This window comes from Janthinobacterium sp. 35 (genome assembly GCF_002754575.1).
In the GTDB taxonomy this organism is placed as follows: Bacteria; Pseudomonadota; Gammaproteobacteria; order Burkholderiales; family Burkholderiaceae_D; genus Janthinobacterium; species Janthinobacterium tructae.
Window position 1 is genome coordinate 3,416,031 of sequence record NZ_PEFN01000001.1, and the last position, 23,276, is coordinate 3,439,306.

Below are 23,276 nucleotides of genomic sequence, written 5' to 3' on the forward strand. Positions count from 1 at the left end.
TTCGCGTTAAAATTTCGTCCGTACGGTGAACATCACATTGCGCGGTTCGCCGTAGAAGCCCGTCTGGAACAGACCCAGTCCCGTGAAGTACTTCTTGTCGAGCAGGTTGTTCACGTTGAGGCTGGCCGTGACGTTCTTGCTGATCTCGTAGCGCGCCATCAGGTTGACCAGCGCATAGCCGCCCTGCTTGATGCGGGAATAGTCCACGATGGCGGGGTTCCAGATATTGCCGTCGTAGCTGCTTTGCCAGTTGATGCCGCCACCGACGGTCAGCTTGTCCAGGCTGGCTGGCAGGCGCCACGTGCCCTGTACGCGCACCAGGTGGGCAGGCTGCGTGGTTTGCATCATGGTGGAAAACACGTCCTTGCCATCCGCGTCGCGCACATGCGCATAGGTATAGCCGGCGCTCAGCTTCACGTCCTTCATCACTTCGCCCGTCACTTCCATTTCCACGCCGCGGCTGGTGACGCCATCGATGGCCTTGAACACGGCCTCACCGTTGACTTCGCCCGCAGGACCGGCCACGTTGCTTTGACGGATCTGGAACAGGGCGGCGCTGGCATTGACCTTGCCATCCAAATATCCTGCCTTCACGCCTGCTTCAAAACCCTTGCCGCGCACGGGCGACAGAAAATTACGGTTCACGTCGCGGTTGCTCTGCGGCGCAAAGATGCTGGTGTAGCTGCCGAACACGGAGTACGTTTTGTCGAGGTCATACACGACGCCCGCATACGGCGTGATGACGTTGTTTTCTTCGATGCGCGAGGTGATGCGCGCGGTCTTGGGGTCGAAGAAGTACGGTGAGCATCGCAGGCCGCCTATACCGACGCGCAGCAGGTTTGGCCAGGCATCCTCAGTAATTCATCGGTTCGCCACGGAAGCAGCGGATCGCCGAATCGACCATGCCCTCGGCGCTGCCCTGCAAGTTGTGCTGCTTGCGCAGGTATTGCGCATCGCTCCACTGCTTGGCCACGTCCGACAGGTGTTTCAGGGCTGGCGTGCTGCCCAGCGCTTCGGCGTGCGGTTCCATCTTGCGCAGGGTGGTCATGATGTCTTCGCGCAGCGACATCGTCTCGTAGGTTTTCGGATGCGTGATGGCGCCATCGAGGCCGAAGCGGCAAGCCTGGAAGCGGTTGTAGTTATACACGAGGTAATCGTCTTCCACCGGCGGCACCTCCTTGCGTTCGAGCAGGTAGCGGCACAGTGCCTGCAGGTAGGCGGCCAGCGCGGCGGCCCGTTCCACCGTCAGCGGCGTATCGCACACGCGCAGTTCGATGGTGCCGAATTCCGGCTTGGGACGGATGTCCCAGTAAAAATCCTTCATGCTCTTGATGATGCCCGTGTTCTCCATCTTGGCAAAATACTCGTTGGAGAACTGCTCCCAGCTCAGCGTAAACGGCGCGCGCCCGCTCATGGGAAAGGCGAACACGGAGTTCAGACGGGCCGAATCGAACAGGGTGTCGCGTCCCTGCACATAGGGCGAGGAAGCCGACAGGGCGATGAAGTGGGGGATGTAGCGGTTCAGCGAATGCAGCAGGAACATGGCGTCGTCGCCCGAGGCGCAGCCGATGTGCACGTGCTGGCCGAAGATGGTGAATTGCTTGGCCAGGTAGCCGTACAGTTCCGAAATCTCCTGGAAGCGGGGCTTGGAAAAGATCTTTTGCGACGACCATTGCTGGAACGGGTGCGTGCCGCCACCGGCGATGCCGATATTGAGCTTGTCGCCGGCCGTGATCAAGGTGTCGCGGATTTCCTGCAACTGTTCCAGCAGGGGGCCGTGATGCGTGTGCACGCTCGAGTTAATCTCGATCATGCTTTCGGTGATTTCCGGCGTGACGTTGCCGGGGAACGGTTTTTTGTTCAGCAGATGCAGCAGGTCTGGGCTGGCAGCCGTCAAGTCGTAGTCCGACAGGTTCACCAGTTGCAGTTCGAGTTCGACGCCGAAGGTCAGCGCGGCCGATTGGCCAAAGGGTTCCAGCGGCATTTAGCGCTCCTTGATTTCGTGGGTTTCTTTGGCCAGCATCAGCACGCGCTGCACCAGCACGGGGCCGACCAGTTCCAGGCCCAGGGTGATGGCGGCCAGGGCGTTCAATTCGTCGCCGAAGTTCACGCCATGCTGGCGCGCGTGCTCGAGCAGCAGGATGATGAAGACGGAGACGGGCGTCAGCGCCACGCCCGTCAGCACGCCCTTGCGCCAGGAAATGCCGCTGACATGCGAGAACGCGGCCACGCCGGCGACTTTCGTCAGCAATCGCCCGCCGACGACGGCCAGGGCCAGGCCCGCGCCGGCCGTCACGCTGGCCCATTCCAGGGTCGAGGCGGCATACACGAACAGCAGCACCGTCAGCAGCTCGCCCAACGCGCCGAAATTGCGCTGCGCCTGGCTGAAGGCCACGCGGCGGTGGCGTGCCACCAGGCCGAAGGTGAGCGTGGCCAGCAGCGGCGACAGGCTGGTGGTGTAGGTCAGGGCGACGAGCAGCATCACCGACAGCGCGAACGCCACGGTGGCGTCCTGCGCCATATTGCCCAGGCGGCGCAGCATGGCCGGCACGACGATGCCGAAGACGGTGCCGGCGGCCACCGAGGCGGCCAGCACGGCGGCGCTGCTGCTGCTCGCCTCGATCAAGTCGGTGGAGCTCTGGAACATCCAGAAGCCGACGATGATGTTGAACGTGAAGACGGCCAGCACGCAATTCAAGGCAGTGAGGTGGACGATGCGTTCCGTCACCTGGCCCGAGCTGCGTTCCTCGTTGATGACGCGCATGATGGTGGCCGGCGAGGTGGACATGGCCAAGGACGCCAGCAGCAGCGCCGTCATCGAGGTGCTGCCGAATTCGATGCCGATGAAGTAGACGACGGCAAAGGTCAGCAGGGATTCGACCAGGCCCGTGACGGCGATCCATGGGTTGTTCTTCAGCCAGCGCAGGTTGATGCGGTAGCCCACCTCGAACAGGATCAGGCCGAAGGCCACGTCGGCCAGCACCAGCATGGGGCCGGCGTCCGTCTGCGGCAGCACGCCTACCTGCGTCTGCGCGAGGACGAAACCGATCACGCCGTAAAAACTGATGCGCGGCAGGCCCGTCCAGCGGTGACCGAATTCGCCCACCACCCAGGCCAGGGTAATGGCGAATGGCCAGGACAGGTCGGCGGCGATCGAGATCAGACTTTGCATGCTCATTCCTTTGAAAATGGCGCTGGCACCGGCCGGCAGCACGGAGGCTGGCGCGGCAAGGTCGTGGTGCAGCGATGGTGCATGGTTTGCGCAGAGCGATACGCCGATTCTACCGGAGCAGAAGGCGCGCACGATGTGCGCAATCGAACAGTGTCGCGGCCATGGCGGCCGCGCACAGGATGCAGCAGGATGGGGCAGGGCTGGTGTCAGCGTATGGTACCCGCCCGCAGCGGAGATGCTCCGCACGGTAGTTTTGTACCGCAGTGTACGGCATGGCGGCGGCATGCCGCCATGGACTTTTTGTTGCGAGCTTTTATTTACTGAGCAGACGCATGCCCCGTTCCAGCCCGTCGATCGACAGGGGGAACATGCGGTTGTTCATCAATTGCCGCATCACGCCGATCGACTGGCGGTACTGCCACAATCCCTCCGCCTCGGGATTGAGCCAGATGAATTTCGGGAACGCCTGGGTAAAGCGCGCCAGCCACGTCGATCCCGCTTCCTCGTTGTTGTATTCGACGCTGCCGCCCGGCTGCAGGATTTCATAGGGACTCATGGTGGCGTCGCCGACGAAAATCAGCTTGGTGTCGGGCGGGTATTTGCGCAGCACGTCCCAGGTGGAAAAACGTTCGGCATTGCGGCGTCGGTTGTTCTTCCACAAGGTGTCGTAGACGCAGTTATGGAAGTAAAAGAACTCCATGTTCTTGAATTCCGTCTTCGCCGCCGAAAACAACTCCTCGGTGCGCTCGATATGGTCGTCCATGCTGCCGCCCACGTCGAACAGCATCAGCACCTTGATGCGGTTCTTGCGTTCGGGCCGCATCCGGATGTCCAGATAACCGGCGTTATTGGCCGTAGCGGCGATGGTGGCGTCGAGCGCCAGTTCGTCTTCCGCGCCTTCGCGCGCGAACTTGCGCAGGCGGCGCAGGGCCACCTTGATGTTGCGCGTGCCCAGTTCGCGCTCGGTGTCGTAATCCTTGTAGCTGCGCGCTTCCCAGACCTTGACGGCCGTGCGGTTGCCGCCCTTGCCGCCGATGCGGATGCCTTCCGGATTCGTGCCGCCATTGCCGAATGGCGAGGTGCCGCCCGTGCCGATCCACTTGCTGCCGCCCTCGTGGCGCTCCTTCTGCTCCTTCAGCAGCTCATTGAGGCGGTCCATCAGCTTGTCGTAGCCGAATTTTTCCAGCTGCGCCTTCTGCTCTTCGGACAGCTCGCGCTGCATGCGTTTCAGCAGCCAGTCGAGCGGAATCGCCGCGTTCGTCTCGAAGGCCGCATTGACCCCTTTGAAGTACTGCGCAAACGCGCGGTCGAACTTGTCGAAATGGGCTTCATCCTTGACCAGGGTCAGGCGCGCCAGATAGTAGAAATCGTCCATCGAGGCGCCGATGACGTTCTTTTGCAGCGCCTCAAGCAGCGTCAGAAATTCCTTGATCGAGACGGGAATCTTCGCATCCTTGAGCGTGAAGAAGAAATCGATCAGCATGGCACTTCCTGTCGCGCGGGAGGCAGTGCGGCGATGGGGCGCTGCGCCAGCTTGTAGCGCAGATGGGCGGCTATTTCCGGCCACTCGCCGCGCGTGATGCTGTACATGACCGTGTCGCGCACGGTGCCGTCGCGGCGCAGCGCATGGTGGCGCAGCACGCCATCCTTTTTCGCGCCCAGGCGTTCGATGGCCGCCTGCGAGGCGTGGTTGAAATTATCGGTGCGAAAACCCACCAGCGCGCAGCCGAGCGTGTCGAAGGCGTGCGCCAGCAGCAGCAATTTGCAGGTGGTGTTGACGTGGCTGCGCTGGCAGCGCTGCGCATACCAGGTGTAGCCGATTTCCAGGCGGCCAATGGCTGGCAGAACGTCGTGGTAGCTGGTGGTGCCGAGCACCTCGCCGCTGGCCACGTCGATGACGGCAAAGGCGAAGCGCGCCGGGCGCATTTCGATGCCCTTGAAAATATACTGGTCCACCTGCTCCGGCTCGGGCACGGAGGTGACGCGCAGATTCCATAGCTCGCCATCCGTGGCTGCCGCACGCAGGCCTTGCGCGTGGTGCGGCGCCAGCGCTTCGAGGCGGATGCCGTGCAGTTCCAGGGGCACGAAGACCTTGTCCGGGCTGATGTCGTTCACCGGCGCTCCTTAGCGGTTGGTGCGCGACATGAACATCAGGCGCTCGAACAGGTGCACGTCCTGCTCGTTTTTCAGCAGCGCGCCGTGCAGCGGCGGCACCACGGCTTTATTATCCTTGCTGCGCAGTGCCTCGGCCGGGATGTCTTCGGCCAGCAGGAGCTTGAGCCAGTCGAGAAATTCCGAGGTCGACGGTTTTTTCTTCAGTCCCGGCACGTCGCGCACTTCGTAGAAGGTTTGCAGCGCCTGGGCCAGCAATTCCTGTTTCAGGTGCGGGTAGTGGACGGCGACGATCTGCTCCATCGTGTCCTTGTCCGGGAATTTGATGTAATGGAAGAAGCAGCGGCGCAGGAAGGCGTCCGGCAATTCCTTCTCGTTGTTCGAGGTGATGATGACCAGCGGACGATGGCGCGCCGTGACCATTTCGCGCGTTTCGTACACATAGAATTCCATGCGATCGAGTTCGCGCAGCAGGTCGTTCGGGAATTCGATGTCGGCCTTGTCGATCTCGTCGATCAGCAGTACCACCGGTTCGGGCGCCGTGAACGCCTGCCACAGCACGCCCTTGACGATGTAGTTCTGGATGTCGCGCACGCGCTCGTCGCCCAGCTGCGAATCGCGCAAGCGCGACACGGCGTCGTACTCGTACAAGCCCTGCTGGGCTTTGGTGGTCGATTTGATATGCCATTGCATCAGCGGCATGTTCAGCGCGGCCGCCACTTCCTCGGCCAGCATGGTCTTGCCCGTGCCCGGTTCGCCCTTGATCAGCAGCGGGCGCTGCAGGGTCAGCGCCGCGTTCACGGCCAGTTTCAGGTCGGCGGTGGCGACATAGCTGTCGGAACCTTCGAAGCGTTGGCCTTGCTGGGAGTGCTGTGCTTGCATGAGCGGTCTGCCAAAGTAGGGAAATGGAGAGTATAAACAGAACTGTGGCGCACCGCCACGCGGACGGGCTGTGCCCGCCCGCCTACAATGCGGGTTTTATAGGTGGACTTGCAAGAATATCTTGGCTAGAATCGGCAAGCAGCAGATTAATTGTCAACCTTAATTGTCAACACATAAGATCAAAAAAAACCAGCTCTGGCGTTTCTCCGATTACCTTTGTTCACATTGCCACTATGAAAAAAATATTTGCACTTCTCGTGCTTGCCGGCATAGCAAATGCCGTCACAGCGGCTGACATTGTAGGAAACGCCAAGGCAGCGACTGCCAAGGTGGAAATGTGTATCGGTTGCCACGGCATCCCCGGTTACAAGGCGACCTTCCCCGAAGTGTTCCAGGTGCCGATGATCGGCGGCCAGCCGGCCAAATATATCGAAAATGCGCTGCAAGCCTACAAGAAGGGCGATCGCAAGCACCCCAGCATGAAGGGCATCGCCAGCAGCCTGTCGGACCAGGATATCGCCGATGTCGCCGCGTATTATGCGCAACAAGCCAAGCCGAACTGAGGATCAGCCAGATGAAAACACTACTCGCCGCCCTCGTTTGCGCCACCGTCTCGTTCGGCGCCAGCGCCGCCGGCAATATCAATACGGGCAAGGCCCTGGCCGAAAAATACAGCTGCGCCACCTGCCACGGCAAGGATTATGGTTCGCCCATCGACCCGTCGTACCCGAAACTGGCGGGCCAGCACAAGGATTACCTGGAACACGCCTTGACGGCGTATAAACGGGGCGACAAGGCCAATGGCCGCAACAACGCCATCATGACGGGCCAGGTGAAACCGCTGAGCAACCAGGACATCAAGGACCTGGCCGCCTACCTGCACAGCCTGCCGACCACCCTGGTCATTCGCCGCTGAGCGGCACCGCCGCGTCAGGCTTTCAGTCCGACGCGGCGCGCCAGTTTATGTAGATTGCTGGCGTCCAGTCCCAGCTGACGCGCCGCAGCGGCCCAGTTATCCTGATGCAGGACCAGCGCTTGCCGGATGGCCTGGCGCTGGCTCGCTTCGACGATCTGATGCATCGACAGCAGCGGCGCCGCCGGCGTGCCGCACGCGCCTGGCACTGGCGGCAGCGCATCCGTGCCGGCCGGCGCTTCCAGCGCATCGAGGTCGAGCATATCCGTTTCCAGGGTCACGATGTCCTTGCGGTTCACGCCGCGGATCACCGCTTTCAGCGCGGCCCGGCTGATCACATGTTCGAGTTCGCGCACGTTGCCCGGCCAGCGGTAGTGGCAGAGCGCGTTTTCCGCCGCGGCGGACAGGCGCAGGCTGCGCAGGCCCAGGCGCGCGCGGTTCAGTTCCAGGAAACCACCGGCCAGCAGCAGCACGTCATTGCCCCGTTCGCGCAGCGGCGGAATCGGCACGGGATACACGGATAAACGGTGATACAGGTCGGCGCGGAACGTGCCGTCGCGCACATGCTCGCGCAAGCTGCGGTTGGTGGCGGCGATCACGCGCACGTTGACCCGGCGCGGCCGGTCCGCGCCCAGGCGCTGGATTTCGCCATTTTGCAGGGTGCGCAGCAGCTTGGCCTGGATGGACAATGGCAATTCCCCCACTTCATCGAGAAACAAGGTGCCCCCTTCGGCCGCTTCGAAGCGGCCAGGCCGGTCGCTGACGGCGCCGGAAAACGCGCCGCGCACATGGCCGAACAATTCGCTTTCGGCCAGGGATTCGGGCAAGGCCGCGCAATTGACGTGAATCAGCGGCTTGCCCGCGCGGCGCGACAGCCGGTGCAGGCGGTGCGCGCACAGTTCCTTGCCCACGCCCGTCTCTCCCAGCAACAGCACGGGCAGGTCCGATTCGGCCACCACCTGCAGCTCGTGCAGCAGCTGCATGATGGCGCTGCTCTGGCCGACGAAGTCGTGTTCCTCGCGCGGCGCCTGCGCATCGGCCAGCATGGCGCCGCCCGACAGGCGCAGGGCGCGGATTTCCGTTTCCAGGCGGGTCACGCGCACGGCCGCCTCGATGGCGCAGGCCAGTTCGCCCAGGTCGCGCTGCGCGCGCGCGTCGAAGGTACCCACCTGCAGCGCATCGAGCGTGATCACGCCCCAGCGTTCGCCTTCCAGGTCCAGCGCCATGCCCATGCAGTCGTGCACGGGCAGCGGCTCGCCGGCACGCTCGGCGATCAGGCCATCGTAGGGATCGGGCAGGGAGCTGTCGTGATGGAAGCACAGCACACCGCGCCGCTGCAGGATGGCGGCCAGGCGCGGGTGGTCGGCGATGGCGAAGCGGCGTCCCAGCGCATCGCTGGCCAGGCCGGCCATCGCCACGGGGCGCAGGTGTTCGCCATCGATTTTCAGCAAGGCCACGGCCTCGCAGCCGAAGTGCGCGCGCAGGCTGCCCACCAGGCGCTGCAGGCGCACGGCCACGGGCAGGTCGGCGACCAGGTCGGTAAGTAACAGCAGGTGGATGGCGGTGGTGGTCATAAGTACCATGCAGGGTACAACGGACCACGCCTAAACAGGGTCATGCCGACCCTGCATTTTTCAAATCGTTGATTTAAAACAAGTTTTTCCTGGCACACGGTTTGCCTAGGTAAGGGTGCCGAACCGGCATACAAGACCAAGGAAAGCTTGATGAAAACGACTCCCTCCCTCCGCGCCATTGCCGCCGCCGTCTGTGTCCTGGCCATGCCCCTGTCCGTGCAAGCCCAGGCGAGCCTGCCGGCCAGCGCCGCCGCCACTGCCGTCAAACCCGCCGCTGCGACGCTCAAGCGCTATGAACTGCAAACCAATATCGTCGACGGCAAGATGGTGTTCATCGACGCCAAGGGCCAGGTCAACCCGGTGCTGGCGGCCAAGGTGGGCGATACGGTGGAACTGGTGCTGAAAAGCGGCGAAGGCGCCGAGCACGATCTGTTGATCCCGGAACTCAACGTCGCATCCGCCAAGTTCAGCGCCAACAGTGGCAGCACCAGCGTGCGCTTCAAGGTCACGCGCGCCGGCACGTTCACCTATTACTGCTCGATCCCCGGCCACCGCCAGATCGGCATGGAAGGCAAGCTGGAAGTGACCGGCACGTCGCTGGCCGAAGCCGGGGCACCGAAGGCTGCCGCCGCCGGCAGCGCAGCGGGCGAATCGAGCCAGGCCGCCGCGCTGGCCCTGTACACACCCGCGCCGTCGCCGATGCGCGGCCCCGATCCGTCCGCCGTCAGCGTGGCGGCCAACCCGGCGCAGGTGCCGGCCGCCATCGGCGCGCGCGCGCCGCAGTTGCTCAAGTACCGCATGGAGACGGTGGAATTGCCGGGCAAGCTCGATGACGGCACCACTTTTACCTACTGGACCTTCAACCGGCAAGTGCCCGGCCCGATGCTGCGCGCGAAGGTGGGCGACACGGTGGAACTGACCCTGTTCAATGCGAAAGACAGCAAGATGATCCACTCGATCGATTTGCACGCCGTGACGGGCGGCCATGGCGGCGGACAGCACACGCAGGTCGCGCCGGGGCAGGAAAAAACCGTCACCTTCAAGGCGCTCAATCCGGGCCTGTTCGTCTACCACTGTGCCACGCCGCTGGTGCCGCAGCATATCGCGGCCGGCATGTACGGCATGATCCTGGTCGAACCGGAAGGCGGCTTGTCGAAGGTGGACCGCGAGTATTACGTGATGCAGGGCGAGATGTATACGGGCCGTCCGCACGGCGCACCCGTGCACCAGGAACCGAACCTGGAAAAAATGGCCAATGAGCTGCCCGACTACTACGTCTTCAACGGCGAAGTGGGCGCCCTGAGCAAGACGCATAAATTGCAGGCGAAAGTCGGCGAGACGGTGCGCATCTATTTCGGCGTCGGTGGCCCGAACAAGATTTCGTCGTTCCACATCATCGGCGAGATCTTCGACAAGGTGTATAGCGAAGGCTCGATCAGCAGCCCGAAACACGACGTGCAAACCACCCTGGTGGCGCCGGGCGGCGCGACCATCGTCGAACTCAAGGTGCAGCACCCTGGCAGCTATCTGCTGGTCGACCATGCGCTGTCGCGCGCCGGCAAGGGCGCCGTGGGCGTGCTGGAAGTGACGGGCGAAGCCGTGCCCGGCGTCTACCACGCGGGCGCCGTGCATTAAATCTACCTATTCATCCTCAAGGAACTGTTATGGAAATGATCGAGTTATCCCTGGGCCAGCTGGCCCGCCGCATCCCTGGCGCCACGCGCCTGTTCGATGCGCACCGCCTGGATTTCTGCTGCGGCGGCAACAAGACCCTGCGCGCGGCGGCCGCAGCGGCCGGCGTGGACACGGCGCCCATCGTCGAGGAACTGCGGCTGCTGGCAGAGCGTGCGGATACCAGCGGCGAGCGTGACTGGCAGGACGCCCCGGCCACCGAGCTGGTGGAACACATCCTGGCGCGCTACCACGCCGTGCACCGCGAGCAGCTGCCCGAGCTGATACGCCTGGCGCGCAAGGTCGAGCAGGTACATGGCGACCGCGCCGACTGTCCGCACGGGCTGGCGGAACACCTGTCGGCCATGGCGCAGGAGCTGGAAAGCCATATGCGCAAGGAAGAAGACGTGCTGTTCCCGATGATCGTGCGCGGCCAGGGCCCCCGGGCCGGCGCACCCATCAACGTGATGCGCATGGAGCACGACGACCATGGCGTGGCCCTGCGCGCGATGGAGGCGATGACGAACGATATCACCGCGCCGGCCGGCGCCTGCACCACCTGGCGCGCGCTGTACACGGGCTTGCGCACCTTCCGTGCCGACCTGATGGCGCACATCCATACTGAAAACAATATCCTGTTCGAGCGCTTTGCGCCGGCCGTGGTGCACTGACAAAGGAAAGACCCATGGGTCCCTATAAAAAACTCTGGTTCACCCTGATCGGTGTGCTGATCGTGACGTTTTCGCTGCTCGGCTACTACGGCACGGAAGTCTACCGGCAGGCGCCGCCCATTCCCGCGCAAGTGCTGGCGCAAGATGGCCGGCAACTGTTCGACCGCGAGGGCATCCTTGACGGTCAGACGGCCTGGCAATCGGTGGGCGGCATGCAGCTGGGCTCCATCTGGGGCCACGGCGCCTACCAGGCGCCCGACTGGACGGCCGACTGGCTGCACCGCGAACTGACGGCCTGGCTGGAACTGGCCGCGCAAGAGCAGCATGGCAAGGCGTACGCAGCGCTCGACGGCCCCGCGCAGGCGGCGCTGCGCGAAGCGCTCAAGATGGAATACCGCGCCAACCGGGTCGATGAAGAACAAGTACTGCACCTGTCGGCGCGCCGCGTGCAAGCGATTGCCAACACGGCGCACTATTACGATCAGCTGTTCTCCGACGCGCCTGCGCTGCACGCCAGCCGCGAGCATTTCGCCATGAAGGAAAACACCCTGCCCAGTGCCGAGCGGCGCGCGCAGATGACGCAGTTCTTCTTCTGGACGGCGTGGGCCGCCGCCACCGAACGTCCGGGCCAGAAAGTGACCTATACGAACAACTGGCCGCATGAACCGCTGATCGGCAACCAGCCCAGCGGCGAAAACCTCGTCTGGTCGGTCGCCAGCGTGGTGGTGCTGCTGGCCGGCGTGGGCTTCCTCGTCTGGGGCTGGGCCTTTTTGCGCGACCACGATGAAGCGCTGCCGACGCCCGGCGCGCGCGATCCTTTGACGACGTTTGCGCTCACGCCTTCGCAGCGGGGACTGGGAAAATATCTGTTCCTGGTGGTGGCGCTGTTCATCTTCCAGGTCTTCATCGGCGGCTTCACGGCGCACTACACGGTGGAAGGGCAGCAGTTCTACGGCATCGACGTGTCGCGCTGGTTCCCGTATGCGCTCACGCGCACCTGGCATATCCAGGCCGCGCTGTTCTGGATCGCCACGGGCTTCCTGGCCGCAGGCCTGTTCCTGGCGCCCCTGATCAATGGCGGCAAGGATCCGAAGTGGCAGCGCCTGGGCGTCGACGTGCTGTTCTGGGCCCTGGTCGCTGTCGTCGTCGGCTCGTTTATCGGCAATTACCTGGCGATTGCGCAAGTGATGCCGCCCGAGTGGAATTTCTGGCTCGGCCACCAGGGCTATGAATATGTGGACCTGGGACGCTTGTGGCAGATCGGCAAGTTTGTCGGTATCTTGCTGTGGCTCGTGCTGATGCTGCGCGGCGTCGTACCAGCCCTGCGCCAGCCGGGCGGCGACAGGAACCTGCTGGCGCTGCTGACCGCGTCCGTGGGTGCCATCGGCCTGTTCTATGGCGCCGGCCTGTTCTACGGCGAACGCACGCACCTGTCGGTGATGGAATACTGGCGCTGGTGGGTGGTGCACCTGTGGGTGGAAGGCTTCTTTGAAGTGTTCGCCACCACGGCGCTGGCCTTCATCTTCTCGACCCTGGGCCTGGTGTCGGTGCGCATGGCCACGACGGCCAGCCTGGCGTCGGCCTCGCTGTTCATGCTGGGCGGCATACCCGGCACCTTCCACCATCTGTACTTTTCCGGCACCACCACGCCCGTGATGGCCATCGGCGCGAGCTTCAGCGCGCTGGAAGTGGTGCCGCTGATCGTGCTGGGCCACGAAGCCTGGGAGAACTGGCGCCTGAAAGCGCGCGCGCCGTGGATGGAGCAGTTGCGCTGGCCGATGATGTGCTTTGTCGCCGTCGCCTTCTGGAACATGCTGGGCGCCGGTGTCTTCGGCTTCATGATCAACCCGCCCGTGGCGCTGTATTACATCCAGGGACTCAACACCACCGCGACGCATGCGCATGCCGCGCTGTTCGGCGTGTACGGTTTCCTGGCGCTGGGCTTTACCTTGCTGGTGCTGCGCTACTTGCGGCCCGACTACCGTTTCAGCCCTGCCTTGATGAAGACGGCGTTCTGGGGCTTGAACGGGGGCCTGGTGCTGATGCTCTTTACCAGCCTGCTGCCGATTGGCATCATCCAGTTTCACGCCAGCGTGACGGAAGGCCTGTGGTATGCGCGCAGCGAGGCATTCATGCAGCAGCCGCTGTTGCAGAATCTGCGCTGGATACGCACCTTCGGCGACGTGGTGTTCATCGTCGGCGCGGTGGCCATGGCGCTGCAGGTGGTGCTGGGGTTGATGGGAAGAGGGCCTGCACAGGCCTTGCCTCAGCGCATGAAGGAGGCAGTAAAACCGATGTGAGGTAGTACTGGCACAACACCTGGCAAAACCGTAGCGAGCGGCAGCGATTTGTGGCTAAGAAGCGCAACCGTACTCTAGTACGGTGAGCATCGCAGGCCGCAAAGCGCGACGCGCAGTAGGTTTTGACAGGTGTTCCTACCGGCGCCGCACGCAGTCGATATACGCGTCCGTATCGGGCGGCAAGCCCGAGCGCTGCGAAGCCCAGATCATCTGGCCCAGGCATTCCATCACTTCGTGCTGGGCTGCATGGGCCGAATCGAGGCGCTGCGTGAGTTGCTGCACGGCCGGGCGGATGCCGCGCGGCTGGTCCACCTGCACCTGTTCCGTGATCGACAGATGCATGGACAGGTGCAGGAAAGGATTGGCTTGTCCCCCTTCGACGGAATAGTCGCGCGCCAGCGCCGCTTCGACGTCGGAGAGCTCGTTTTCATACTCGGGATGTTCGAGGATCCAGTCGAGCGCGATGGCTTCCATCGGCGTGAGGATCTCATGGGCGCGGTGCTTGCGCAAAGTGTCGCAAAAGAAGCGGCGCACATCGTCGGAAGAGGGGTTGAACATGGCTGAAGGACTATGGCTAAAGGGCAGCCGGCATTGTACCGCGTAGATACGCAAAGGGCATCGAGGATGCCCTTTTTTGCCGTCTGGCACCCGCTGGCATGACCCGATAGTCACCGCAATTTAATACCCTGCAGTAAGTATTATCCACTACCGCCGCAGGCTGGCGGTGCCAAATAACGGTGATAAAATCGCCGCTCTTGATATTTGCTCTGGACATGACGGCGATTTTGTTGCCACTCCGTGCTTCCATTGCCCGCACCTTTGCCACCAGATCTCGCTCCTGGCGTATCCCGGAGCGCGGCAGCATGCCTATCACCATCGACCTTGACCTGTCCGGCCGCCCTGGCGTTCCGGCTGGCTGGCTGTTTGCATTCCATGCAGCGATGGTGCCGCCACGGTGGCGCGCAAGAATCATCCTTCAGAATCCAAAAATGGAGTTACGAATGCGTAAATCGCTATTACTTTTGATGTCGTGCCTGATCCTGGCGGCATGTGACAAGACCCCTCCGGCCTCGTCCGAAAAACCGGTCGACGTGCTGTTGATCGGCGCCGGCACCATGAGCGCCACCCTGGGCAGCATGCTCAAGGAACTCGATCCCTCGCTGACGATGGAAATGGTCGAGCGCCTCGATTCCGTGGCCGCCGAAAGCTCGGATGCGATGAACAACGCAGGCACGGGCCACTCGGCGTTTGCCGAACTGAACTACACGCCGGAAGCGGCCGATGGCAGCATCGAGACCAAGAAAGCCGTTGCGATCAACGAGCAATTCGAAATTTCCAAGCAATTCTGGGCTTATCAGGTAGCTAACAAGCACCTGGGCGCGCCGCAAACCTTCATCAACAATGTGCCGCACATGGCCTTTGTCTGGGGTGACGACAATATTGCCTTTTTGAAGAAGCGCTACGCCGCGCTGCAAAAGGAAAACCTGTTCAAGGGCATGCTGTTCTCGGAAGACCCGGCGCAGATCGCGCAATGGGCGCCGCTGGTCATGCAAGGGCGCGACCAGGGCCAGAAAGTGGCGGCGACGCGCATGGACATCGGTACCGACGTCAATTTCGGCAACCTCACGCGCGGCCTCGTGAAATACCTGACGGATAGCCACGGCATGGTCCTGCACCTGCGCCACCAGGTGGAAGACATCCAGCGCGGCGCCGATGGCGTGTGGAACGTGACGGTGAAAGACTTGAACGCCGGCAAGGAAAAAATCGTGCGCGCCAAGTTTGTCTTCATCGGCGCCGGTGGTGGTTCGCTGCCGCTGCTGGAGAAATCGGGCATTCCTGAAGCCAAGGGCTATGGCGGCGTGCCGGTGGGCGGCCAATGGCTGGTCACGACCAACCAGGAACTGGTGGCGGCGCATGCGGCCAAGGTCTACGGTAAGGCATCCGTCGGTTCGCCGCCGATGTCCGTGCCGCATCTCGATACGCGCATCATCGATGGCAAGAAAGCCCTGCTGTTTGGCCCGTTTGCCACCTTCTCGACCAAGTTCCTGAAAAACGGTTCATGGATCGACTTGCCTGCCTCGATCGGCACGGGCAATGTGAAACCGATGCTGCAGGCCGGCTACGACAATATTCCGCTGACCAAATACCTGGTCGAGCAAGTCATGAACACGCCGGAAGACCGCTTGAAGACCCTGCGCGAATACTTGCCGAACGCCAAGATGGAAGACTGGACCTTGCAAAACGCGGGCCAGCGCGTGCAGATCGTCAAGGATGACCCGGTCAAGGGCGGCTTGCTGCAGTTCGGCACGGAAGTCGTCGGCGCCGCCGATGGCAGCATCGTTGCCCTGCTGGGCGCCTCGCCTGGCGCCTCGACCGCGCCGCCGATCATGATCAAGGTGCTGCAAACGGCATTCAAGAGCCGTCTGGCCACGCCGGAATGGCAAGCGAAAATGGTGGAAATGGTGCCGTCGTATGGTCAAAAGCTGAACAATGACCCGGCCCTGGCCAACAAGATTCGCCACTACAGCAGCAATATCCTCGGTCTCAAAGCGATTACCCTGGACGTTTCCGCCGCTGCGCCAGCGCCGGCAGCAAACTAAGTCAGCCTGACCGGCAGGGGAGTTTCCTGCCGGCATGAAAAAAGGGGCAGCCTGGTCAGGCTGCCCCTTTTGCGTGGGAAGTGCGTGCATTGCGGCGGACTACCCCTTGCCCGGCAAGATCAGCTCCGGTGTACACCCTTCGGCGGCAATGCCGTCGCAAGGCTTGCCCAGTACCGCACCGTCCTGCGGGCGTGGCGCATGCGGTTGGCGCAGGTAGCGCGAGGTGTGGCGCTGCGCTTGCTGTGCGTTGCCATGCACGGGCCAGGTCAGGAAGCGGGACAGCTCCTGCAAGGCACGCTGGTACACATCGCGTTTAAATTCAATGACGACATCGAGCGGGACCCAATATTCATGCCAGCGCCAGGCGTCGAACTCGGGATGGTCGGTCAGGCGCAGATTGACGTCGTTATCGCGCGCGCACATTCTCAGCAGAAACCAAATCTGCTTCTGGCCACGGTAATGGCCGCGAATCTCGCGCTTGATGAAGTGGTCTGGCACTTCATAGCGCAGCCAGTCGCGGGTGCGGCCGACAATTTTGACGTGTTCCTGTCTGAGTCCGATTTCCTCTTCAAGTTCGCGAAACATGGCTTGTTCCGGTGTTTCGCCATATTTGATACCGCCTTGTGGAAACTGCCATGAGTGCTCGCGCACCCGCTTGCCCCACCACACCTCGTTCTGGGCGTTTAGCAGGATGATGCCGACGTTGGGCCGAAACCCTTCACGGTCGAGCATAATGCACCTCAAACTTTCTGCGACCGAGCGTCCTTTTTTACATAATTACCCACAACTTCGCAAGCCGGTGACCTTTTCGGGGTGCGAAAAGCGCCGGAATCGCACCAATTGAGCGCATTTGTGTAAAGTATGGACGCATCAGCCAGCTAATCCTTTAAAATTAGGTTGATTATAACCCTCTCTTTTTAAAAAGAATTCACCGTTATGCGCGCCTCCCGTTTTTTTATTTCCACACTTAAAGATGCACCTTCTGACGCGGAAATCGTCAGCCACCAATTGATGATGCGTGCAGGCATGATCAAACGCCTCGGTTCCGGCATCTATACCTACATGCCGATGGGCTTGCGCGTGATCCGCAAGGTGGAAGCCATCATCCGTGACGAGATGAACAAAGCCGCCGGTATCGAACTGCTGATGCCGCTCGTGCAGCCGGCCGAACTGTGGCAGGAGACGGGCCGCTGGACCAAGATGGGCGATGAACTGATGCGCGTGAAAGACCGCCACGGCCGCGAATACGCGATCCAGCCGACATCGGAAGAAGTCATCACCGACGTCGTGCGCACGGAAATCAAGTCCTACCGCCAGTTGCCGCTGAACTTCTATCATATCCAGACCAAGTTCCGCGACGAGCGCCGTCCCCGCTTCGGCCTGATGCGCGGCCGCGAATTCACCATGAAGGACGCGTACTCGTTCGACCGCGACCTGGCCGGCATGCAAGCGTCGTACAAGGTCATGTTTGACGCCTACACGCGCATCTTTACCCGTTTCGGCCTGAAATTCCGCGCCGTGGCAGCCGACAACGGCGCCATCGGCGGTTCCGGTTCGCATGAATTCCACGTCATCGCCCACACGGGTGAAGATGCGCTCGTGTACTGCCCGACGTCCGACTACGCGGCCAACATGGAAGCGGCCGAAGCGCTGCCGCCAGCGGGCGAGCGCCCGGCCGCAGCCCAGGCGCTGACGAAAACGGCCACGCCGGACACCGTCAAGTGCGAAACCGTGGCCGCCTTGCTGGGCCTGGAGCTGTCGCAAACCGTGAAAACCATCGCCCTGACGGTCGATACGACGGGCAAGGATGACAAAGTCACGCAACAGCATTTCATGCTGCTGCTGCGCGGCGACCATGAATTGAACGAGATCAAGGTGGGCAAGGTTGCCGGCCTGGCCGGTCACCGTTTCTCGACGGAAGCGGAAATCCTGGAAGTCTACGGCACCATTCCTGGCTACCTGGGCCCGATCGGTACCAAAGCACCGGTCACCGTGGTGGCGGACCGCACGGTCGCCCACATGAGCGACTTCGTCTGCGGCGCGAATGACGCCGGTTTCCACTACACGGGCGCCAACTGGGGCCGTGACGTGGCCGAGCCAGCCATCGTGGCCGACTTGCGCAATGTCGTCGCCGGCGATGCTTCGCCGGATGGCCAGGGTGCGTTGGCGATTGAGCGCGGCATCGAAGTGGGCCACGTGTTCCAGTTGGGTACGGCGTACTCGGAAAGCATGAAAGCCACCTTCCTCGACGAAAACGGCAAGCCTGCGCCGCTGCAGATGGGGTGCTACGGTATCGGCGTGACGCGCATCCTGGGCGCCGCCATCGAACAGAACTTCGATGACAAGGGCATCATCTGGCCCGCCTCGATCGCGCCGTTTGAAGTCGTGCTGTGCCCGATGGGCATGGACCGCAGCGAACTGGTCAAGGAAGAGACTGAGAAGCTGTACGCGGCCCTGCAAGGCGCTGGCGTGGACGTCATCGTCGACGACCGTGGCTTGCGCCCTGGCGCCATGTTTGCTGACTGGGAACTGATTGGCGTGCCGCACCGCATCGTCATCGGCGAGCGTGGCCTGAAAGAAGGCAAGCTGGAATACCAGGGCCGCCGCGACGCGGAAGCCACTGGTGTGGCGCCGGACGAGATCGTCGCCTTCATCCAGGGCAAAATGGCGCAGTGAAGCGTCCATCCGTAAGCAAGGTGGCTGGCGCGCTCGCGCTGGCCGCCGGCCTGGCCTGCGCTTTCCCGGCGCAGGCCGGCAACCAGAAAGAGGAGGCGCTGGCCGACTCCGTCCGCCTGGCCCTGTCGCACGCGATCCGCGACGAACGCCCGCCGCAACCCAAATTTGCCACCCCCATCGAACTGCAGCGCTACCAGCAATGGCTGGCGCAGATGTCGCAACGCCTGCAACGCAAGCTGCCGGACGCGCAGCTGCGCACGGAATTTCTGGAGACGGTCTGGTACGAAGCGCGCCGCGCGGGCCTGGAGCCGGCCCTGGTGCTGGGCCTGATCCAGGTGGAGTCGGCCTACCGAAAATATGCCGTCTCGCTGGCCGGTGCACGCGGCTACATGCAGGTGATGCCGTTCTGGACGGGCGTCATCGGCGACCATGACCGCAGCAAGCTATTCCACATGCAAACGAATTTGCGCTATGGCTGCGCGATCTTGCGCATGTACCTGGATATGGAACGCGGGGATTTGTACCTGGCGCTGGGGCGGTATAACGGCAGCCGGGGGCGGGCCGAGTATCCGAATGCGGTAAGGGCGGCTTGGAAGCAGTGGGAGTTCAAGCCAGCAGGGTAGGTCGGACGTAGGTCGGATTAGGTCTGCAAGACCGTAATCCGATAACATTGTTGGCGCTTACAGCCAAAAAAATGCCCCGCTCGCTGAATCAGCTGCGGGGCACTCGCTCGGTGTTGGGCCGGCGCGTATCTGATTATTTCAAATGATCGGAGATCAGTTTCGTCATTTCAAACATGGAGACTTGGGCTTTGCCGCCGAAAACAGCTTTCAGCTTGTCGTCCGCATTGATCATGCGGCGGTTGGCCGGATCTTGCAGATCGAGTTTCTTGATGTAATCCCATACCTTCTTGGTCACTTCCGTGCGCGGCAGTGGTGCTGCGCCAACAACGGCAGCCAGATCTTTCGATGGCGTCATTGCTTTCATGAATGCTGCGTTTGGCTTGCGTGGTGTTGCCGGTGCTGCCGCTTTCTTCACCGCTGCTGGTTTAGCTGCTGCTTTGGCTGCGGGTGCTGCTTTTTTGGCGGCTGCAGGCTTGGCTGCTGCTGCTTTGGCTGGCGCTGCTACTGGGGTTTTTTTGGCTGTTGCCATCTTCGAGCCTCCTTAACAAACACATGGGAAATTGCGCAATTAATCGCACGGCTAATATTGGTGTGGATTTACCTTGTATGCAAGTGTTTTTCACGTTTTCACGAGGAAAAGGCAGGGAAATGGCGATGCTGTCGCCCGGGCGCACCGCTTGGGAGTGCGGAAGCGTGTTTTTGCCCGTAAATGGCATGCTTGCTGGCTATGCGGGGAGGAGCACTGCGGGGGGAGGGAAGAGTGATGCCGGACACATGAAAATGCAATCCAGCATTATTTGGAACGGTGTTTTTTGACTTTCAAACGGAAATCCCGCAGCGTCATGAAGGCCTTCAAAATCACAGCGAGCGGGGATGATTTGTGGCCGAGAAGCGCAACCGTACTTTAGTACGGTGAGCATCGCCGGCCGCAAAGCGCCCCGCGCAGCGGATTTTGAAGCCTTACCTCATTCCCGGCATCATGCCCTTCATGGAACGCATCATCTTCATCATGCCGCCGCCCGACAATTTCTTCATCATCGTCTGCATTTGCTCGAATTGCGTCAGCATGCGGTTCACTTCCTGCACCTGCACGCCGGCACCGGCGGCGATGCGGCGCTTGCGCGTGGCCTTGATCAGTTCAGGCTTGGCGCGCTCCTGCGGCGTCATCGAGTCGATGATGCCGCACATGCGGCGCACCTGTTTATCGGCTTGATCCATGTTCTTGCCGCCCGCCGCCTGCTGGAACTGGGCCGGCAGCTTGTCCATCAGGTTGGCCATGCCGCCCATTTTCTTCATTTGCCCCAGTTGCGCCTTGAAGTCGTTCATGTCGAACTTGCCGCCGACCTTGATCTTTTGCGCCAGGTCGGCCGCCGCCTTGCTGTCGACGCCCTTGCGCGCTTCTTCCACCAGCGCGAGGATGTCGCCCATGCCGAGGATGCGGTTGGCCATGCGGGTCGGGTCGAATGCTTCCAGGCCGTCGAGTTTTTCCGAGACACCGGCAAACTTGATCGGCTTGCCCGTGATGTGGCGCACCGACAGGGCTGCACCACCGCGCGCATCGCCATCGAGCTTGGTCAGCACGATACCGGTCAGCGGCAGCGCATCGTTGAAGGCTTTCGCCGTATTGATGGCGTCCTGGCCCAGCATGGCGTCGACGACAAACAGGGTTTCGATCGGTTTCACGGCGCCGTGGATGGCGGCGATTTCGCGCATCATCTCTTCGTCGATACCGAGGCGACCTGCCGTATCGATGATCAGCACGTCGTGGTAATGCTTTTTCGCCCAGTCCAGCGCGGCCAGCGCGATATCGACCGGCTTGTCGGTGCTGGCGGACGGGAAGAAGTCGGCGCCCACCTGGGCGGTGACCGATTGCAGCTGGGCGATCGCGGCAGGGCGGTACACGTCGGCCGAAACGGTCAGTACTTTCTTCTTCTTTTCTTCTTTCAGGTACTTTGCCAGCTTGCCGACGGTGGTGGTCTTGCCCACACCCTGCAGACCGGCCATCAGGATGATGGCGGGCGGTTGCTGCGCAAAGCTGATCTGCGACGCTTCCGGTCCCAGGTCGGCGCCCATCAGGGCGGCCAGCTCGCGCTGCACCACGCCGACCAGGGCCTGGCCTGGCGTGAGCGAGGAAATGACATCCTCGCCCATGGCTTTTTCTTTGACTTTGGCGATGAATTCGCGCACGGCGGGCAGGGCGACGTCGGCTTCGAGCAGCGCCAGGCGCACTTCGCGCAGCATGTCGGCGGTGTTCGCTTCGGTCAGGCGCGCCTCGCCGCGCATGGTCTTGACGACTTTGGCAAGCCGTTGGGTGAGATTATCTAGCATGATGAACCTGCAATGAAAAGCTTGGGAGTGGGCGGCGCAAGCCGGACGATGGGCGCCATTTTACCCCATCGCGGGTGGCGGGCGGTCCTGCGCTGCAGCGCCTGGCGGTTGGCCGGCTTTTGAATTAGTTGGTATTTCTGCCAACGCCACGATTGCATGAAAGCCAAAAACACGGTTAAAATGAGAATAATTCTTATTTACATTCTCGGGTGACGCACGCCTGAGCGGAAAGGGATGCCATGTCGGCCGCCGATTTTGCCCAGCAACAAGACCTGCACGCGCTCTACAGCAGCCATCACGGCTGGCTGCAGGGCTGGCTGCGGCATAAGCTGGGCAATGCGGGCGAAGCGGCGGACCTGGCGCAAGACACCTTTGTCAGCGTGCTGACCAATGGCACGGCGCCGCAGATCCGCGAAGCGCGACCTTTTCTCGCCACCATCGCGCGGCGCCTGGTGGCGCACCGCTACCGCCGGCAAGTGCTGGAAGACGCGTATCTGCAGGCGCTGGCTTGCCTGCCGCCCGAGGTGGCGCCCGCGCCGGAAGAACGGCTGCTGGCGCTGGAAGCCTTGCAGGAAATCGATGCCGCCCTCGATGGCTTGCCGGGTCCCGTACGCACGGCGTTTTTGCTGGCGCAGCTCGAAGGCCTCAGCTATGCCGAGATCGCCGTGCGCCTGAACGTGTCGGCCAGCTCGGTCAAGCAGTACCTGACGCGTGCCAACCGCCAGGTGTTTTTCTCCCTGCCGGGATGAGCGCGGTGGCAGAATCCGCGGCCCCGGCGGCCATAGCCGAGGAAGTGCAGCAGCAGGCGGCCGAGTGGCTGACCGTGCTGATGTCGGACGAGGCCAGCGAAGCGGAGTACGCCGCCTGGCAACGCTGGCGCGGGGCCGACCCGGAACATGAACGGGCCTGGCAGCATATCGACGCGGTGTCGCGGCGCTTCAATGGCTTGCACCGCAGTGCGGCCGCGCAGGCGCTGGCCGGCACGCAACAGCAAGCCGTCAATGGCAAGCGGCGCCAGCTGCTGGCATGGCTGGGCGTGGCCGCTGGCGGCGGCATGCTGGCTGCGCAGACGGGCGCCTGGGATGGCGTGCGTGCCCTGCGCGCCGACTACCGCACGGCCACGGGCGAGCGGCGCGAGGTGGTGCTGGACGATGGCAGTGTGCTCAGCCTGAATACGGGATCGGCCGTGAACGTGCGTTTCGATGGCAACCGCCGCCTGATCGAGCTGCTGGCCGGCGAGATCCTCGTCAGCAGCGGCCACGGTGCCGGCAGCGCCGCGCCGCTGGTGGTGGCCACGCGCGAAGGCCTGGTGCGTGCGCTGGGCACACGCTTCGTCGTGCGCCAGCAGGATGGCGTCAGCACCGTGGAGGTGTTTGAAAGCGCCGTTGAAATCCGCCCGCGCGACAGCGCTGGCGCGCCCCTGCTGCTGGCGGCCGGGCGCGGCGTGGCGTTTTCCCGCCATGCGCCGGACGCGCCGCACGCCATCGACGCGTATGCGGATGCCTGGTCGCGCGGGCAACTGATCGTCGACGATGTGACCCTGGGTGACTTCCTGGCCGACCTGGCCCGCTACCGCCCCGGCGTGATCGACTGCGCGCCGGCAGTGGCCCAGCTGCGCCTGTCGGGGGTATTCCCGCTGGCCGATACCCAGCGCATCCTGAACATGCTGCCCAACTCGCTGCCGGTGCAGGTGCGCAGCCGCACGCGTTACTGGGTGACGGTGGAGCCGGCCGCGTAGCCCGCCTCGATAAAAA

The 23,276-nt window shown here is 62.6% G+C and carries 21 protein-coding genes; 10 read left to right on the forward strand and 11 right to left on the reverse strand.

The annotated features are described in order from the left end of the window. Positions 1-6: 6 nt before the first annotated feature. The 6 genes from CLU93_RS15185 to CLU93_RS15210 form a co-directional block, all read right to left on the reverse strand. Complete coding sequence (locus CLU93_RS15185; RefSeq protein ID WP_099762119.1) at positions 7-861, reverse strand: TonB-dependent siderophore receptor; 855 nt, start codon at positions 859-861, stop codon at positions 7-9. Next, positions 854-1,984 (reverse strand): YbdK family carboxylate-amine ligase, encoded by a 1,131-nt coding sequence (locus CLU93_RS15190; RefSeq protein ID WP_099762120.1) that lies wholly within the window; start codon positions 1,982-1,984, stop codon positions 854-856. Before CLU93_RS15190 ends, CLU93_RS15185 begins: the two co-directional genes overlap by 8 nt. Continuing rightward, on the reverse strand, positions 1,985-3,172 hold the full coding sequence (locus CLU93_RS15195; RefSeq protein WP_165829546.1) for a cation:proton antiporter: 1,188 nt from the start codon (positions 3,170-3,172) through the stop codon (positions 1,985-1,987). 313 nt (positions 3,173-3,485) lie between these two features. Beyond that, entirely contained in the window at positions 3,486-4,655 is a 1,170-nt protein-coding gene (locus tag CLU93_RS15200; protein ID WP_099762122.1) for a vWA domain-containing protein, read from the reverse strand. Further along, positions 4,649-5,287 (reverse strand): GNAT family N-acetyltransferase, encoded by a 639-nt coding sequence (locus tag CLU93_RS15205; RefSeq protein ID WP_099762123.1) that lies wholly within the window; start codon positions 5,285-5,287, stop codon positions 4,649-4,651. The genes CLU93_RS15200 and CLU93_RS15205 overlap by 7 nt, the downstream gene beginning before the upstream one ends. A 9-nt stretch (positions 5,288-5,296) precedes the next feature. After that, a complete protein-coding gene (locus CLU93_RS15210; protein WP_071075484.1) occupies positions 5,297-6,166 on the reverse strand; it encodes an AAA family ATPase in 870 nt (289 codons plus the stop codon). A gap of 233 nt (positions 6,167-6,399) precedes the next feature. On the opposite strand from CLU93_RS15210, the gene CLU93_RS15215 reads away from it, so the two are divergent. Then, positions 6,400-6,729 (forward strand): c-type cytochrome, encoded by a 330-nt coding sequence (locus CLU93_RS15215; RefSeq protein ID WP_092796428.1) that lies wholly within the window; start codon positions 6,400-6,402, stop codon positions 6,727-6,729. 11 nt (positions 6,730-6,740) lie between these two features. Continuing rightward, positions 6,741-7,082 carry a c-type cytochrome gene (locus CLU93_RS15220; protein ID WP_099762124.1) on the forward strand — a complete coding sequence of 114 codons (342 nt, stop codon included), beginning with the start codon at positions 6,741-6,743 and terminating at the stop codon, positions 7,080-7,082. 14 nt (positions 7,083-7,096) lie between these two features. Here CLU93_RS15220 and norR read toward each other — a convergent pair whose 3' ends face one another. Further along, on the reverse strand, positions 7,097-8,653 hold the full coding sequence (gene norR / locus CLU93_RS15225) for a nitric oxide reductase transcriptional regulator NorR (RefSeq protein WP_099762125.1): 1,557 nt from the start codon (positions 8,651-8,653) through the stop codon (positions 7,097-7,099). A gap of 150 nt (positions 8,654-8,803) precedes the next feature. On the opposite strand from norR, the gene nirK reads away from it, so the two are divergent. The 3 genes from nirK to CLU93_RS15240 are packed head-to-tail and all read left to right on the forward strand — an operon-like array spanning position 8,804 to position 13,295. After that, entirely contained in the window at positions 8,804-10,288 is a 1,485-nt protein-coding gene (gene nirK, locus CLU93_RS15230) for a copper-containing nitrite reductase (protein ID WP_099762126.1), read from the forward strand. 29 nt (positions 10,289-10,317) lie between these two features. Further along, positions 10,318-10,995, forward strand: a complete 678-nt coding sequence (ytfE, locus tag CLU93_RS15235) for an iron-sulfur cluster repair protein YtfE (RefSeq protein WP_099762127.1) — start codon at positions 10,318-10,320, stop codon at positions 10,993-10,995. 14 nt (positions 10,996-11,009) lie between these two features. Then, positions 11,010-13,295 (forward strand): nitric-oxide reductase large subunit, encoded by a 2,286-nt coding sequence (locus tag CLU93_RS15240; RefSeq protein WP_099762128.1) that lies wholly within the window; start codon positions 11,010-11,012, stop codon positions 13,293-13,295. Positions 13,296-13,430: 135 nt separating this feature from the next. Here the strand turns inward: CLU93_RS15240 and CLU93_RS15245 are convergent, their stop codons facing one another. Next, entirely contained in the window at positions 13,431-13,853 is a 423-nt protein-coding gene (locus CLU93_RS15245; RefSeq protein WP_070218599.1) for a DUF1841 family protein, read from the reverse strand. 443 nt (positions 13,854-14,296) lie between these two features. On the opposite strand from CLU93_RS15245, the gene mqo reads away from it, so the two are divergent. Beyond that, a complete protein-coding gene (gene mqo / locus CLU93_RS15250; protein ID WP_218968341.1) occupies positions 14,297-15,895 on the forward strand; it encodes a malate dehydrogenase (quinone) in 1,599 nt (532 codons plus the stop codon). A gap of 99 nt (positions 15,896-15,994) precedes the next feature. On the opposite strand, the gene CLU93_RS15255 is transcribed toward mqo, so the two are convergent. Next, complete coding sequence (locus tag CLU93_RS15255) at positions 15,995-16,627, reverse strand: RNA pyrophosphohydrolase (protein WP_099762130.1); 633 nt, start codon at positions 16,625-16,627, stop codon at positions 15,995-15,997. Between the two features lie 204 nt (positions 16,628-16,831). Here CLU93_RS15255 and CLU93_RS15260 point away from each other — a divergent pair, with 204 nt between their 5' ends. Both CLU93_RS15260 and CLU93_RS15265 read left to right on the forward strand, forming a co-directional pair. Beyond that, a complete protein-coding gene (locus tag CLU93_RS15260) occupies positions 16,832-18,571 on the forward strand; it encodes a proline--tRNA ligase (RefSeq protein ID WP_099762131.1) in 1,740 nt (579 codons plus the stop codon). Further along, complete coding sequence (locus CLU93_RS15265) at positions 18,568-19,194, forward strand: lytic transglycosylase domain-containing protein (RefSeq protein ID WP_099762132.1); 627 nt, start codon at positions 18,568-18,570, stop codon at positions 19,192-19,194. Before CLU93_RS15260 ends, CLU93_RS15265 begins: the two co-directional genes overlap by 4 nt. A gap of 133 nt (positions 19,195-19,327) precedes the next feature. On the opposite strand, the gene CLU93_RS15270 is transcribed toward CLU93_RS15265, so the two are convergent. Both CLU93_RS15270 and ffh read right to left on the reverse strand, forming a co-directional pair. Then, positions 19,328-19,723: an SWIB/MDM2 domain-containing protein gene (locus CLU93_RS15270; RefSeq protein WP_099762133.1), complete on the reverse strand. Its 396-nt coding sequence runs from the start codon at positions 19,721-19,723 to the stop codon at positions 19,328-19,330. A gap of 431 nt (positions 19,724-20,154) precedes the next feature. Next, positions 20,155-21,522 (reverse strand): signal recognition particle protein, encoded by a 1,368-nt coding sequence (ffh, locus tag CLU93_RS15275; protein WP_096237853.1) that lies wholly within the window; start codon positions 21,520-21,522, stop codon positions 20,155-20,157. A gap of 239 nt (positions 21,523-21,761) precedes the next feature. On the opposite strand from ffh, the gene CLU93_RS15280 reads away from it, so the two are divergent. Together CLU93_RS15280 and CLU93_RS15285 are read left to right on the forward strand one after the other, a co-directional pair. Then, the gene (locus CLU93_RS15280) at positions 21,762-22,271 is read left to right on the forward strand and encodes a sigma-70 family RNA polymerase sigma factor (protein WP_099762134.1); all 510 of its coding nucleotides are present in this window, start codon (positions 21,762-21,764) and stop codon (positions 22,269-22,271) included. 5 nt (positions 22,272-22,276) lie between these two features. After that, complete coding sequence (locus tag CLU93_RS15285; protein ID WP_257224977.1) at positions 22,277-23,260, forward strand: FecR domain-containing protein; 984 nt, start codon at positions 22,277-22,279, stop codon at positions 23,258-23,260. Positions 23,261-23,276: the final 16 nt, after the last annotated feature.

What these genes read in the sequence shown, in the direction of transcription:
- CLU93_RS15270 (WP_099762133.1), bottom strand. Translation starts at nt 19,723, where the DNA reads ATGGCAACAGCCAAAAAAACCCCAGTAGCAGCGCCAGCCAAAGCAGCA.
- CLU93_RS15255 (WP_099762130.1), bottom strand. Translation starts at nt 16,627, where the DNA reads ATGCTCGACCGTGAAGGGTTTCGGCCCAACGTCGGCATCATCCTGCTA.
- nirK (WP_099762126.1), top strand. Translation starts at nt 8,804, where the DNA reads ATGAAAACGACTCCCTCCCTCCGCGCCATTGCCGCCGCCGTCTGTGTC.
- CLU93_RS15240 (WP_099762128.1), top strand. Translation starts at nt 11,010, where the DNA reads ATGGGTCCCTATAAAAAACTCTGGTTCACCCTGATCGGTGTGCTGATC.
- CLU93_RS15195 (WP_165829546.1), bottom strand. Translation starts at nt 3,172, where the DNA reads ATGCAAAGTCTGATCTCGATCGCCGCCGACCTGTCCTGGCCATTCGCC.
- CLU93_RS15190 (WP_099762120.1), bottom strand. Translation starts at nt 1,984, where the DNA reads ATGCCGCTGGAACCCTTTGGCCAATCGGCCGCGCTGACCTTCGGCGTC.
- CLU93_RS15245 (WP_070218599.1), bottom strand. Translation starts at nt 13,853, where the DNA reads ATGTTCAACCCCTCTTCCGACGATGTGCGCCGCTTCTTTTGCGACACT.
- ffh (WP_096237853.1), bottom strand. Translation starts at nt 21,522, where the DNA reads ATGCTAGATAATCTCACCCAACGGCTTGCCAAAGTCGTCAAGACCATG.
- ytfE (WP_099762127.1), top strand. Translation starts at nt 10,318, where the DNA reads ATGGAAATGATCGAGTTATCCCTGGGCCAGCTGGCCCGCCGCATCCCT.
- CLU93_RS15280 (WP_099762134.1), top strand. Translation starts at nt 21,762, where the DNA reads ATGTCGGCCGCCGATTTTGCCCAGCAACAAGACCTGCACGCGCTCTAC.
- CLU93_RS15210 (WP_071075484.1), bottom strand. Translation starts at nt 6,166, where the DNA reads ATGCAAGCACAGCACTCCCAGCAAGGCCAACGCTTCGAAGGTTCCGAC.
- CLU93_RS15215 (WP_092796428.1), top strand. Translation starts at nt 6,400, where the DNA reads ATGAAAAAAATATTTGCACTTCTCGTGCTTGCCGGCATAGCAAATGCC.
- norR (WP_099762125.1), bottom strand. Translation starts at nt 8,653, where the DNA reads ATGACCACCACCGCCATCCACCTGCTGTTACTTACCGACCTGGTCGCC.
- CLU93_RS15200 (WP_099762122.1), bottom strand. Translation starts at nt 4,655, where the DNA reads ATGCTGATCGATTTCTTCTTCACGCTCAAGGATGCGAAGATTCCCGTC.
- CLU93_RS15220 (WP_099762124.1), top strand. Translation starts at nt 6,741, where the DNA reads ATGAAAACACTACTCGCCGCCCTCGTTTGCGCCACCGTCTCGTTCGGC.
- CLU93_RS15260 (WP_099762131.1), top strand. Translation starts at nt 16,832, where the DNA reads ATGCGCGCCTCCCGTTTTTTTATTTCCACACTTAAAGATGCACCTTCT.
- mqo (WP_218968341.1), top strand. Translation starts at nt 14,297, where the DNA reads ATGCGTAAATCGCTATTACTTTTGATGTCGTGCCTGATCCTGGCGGCA.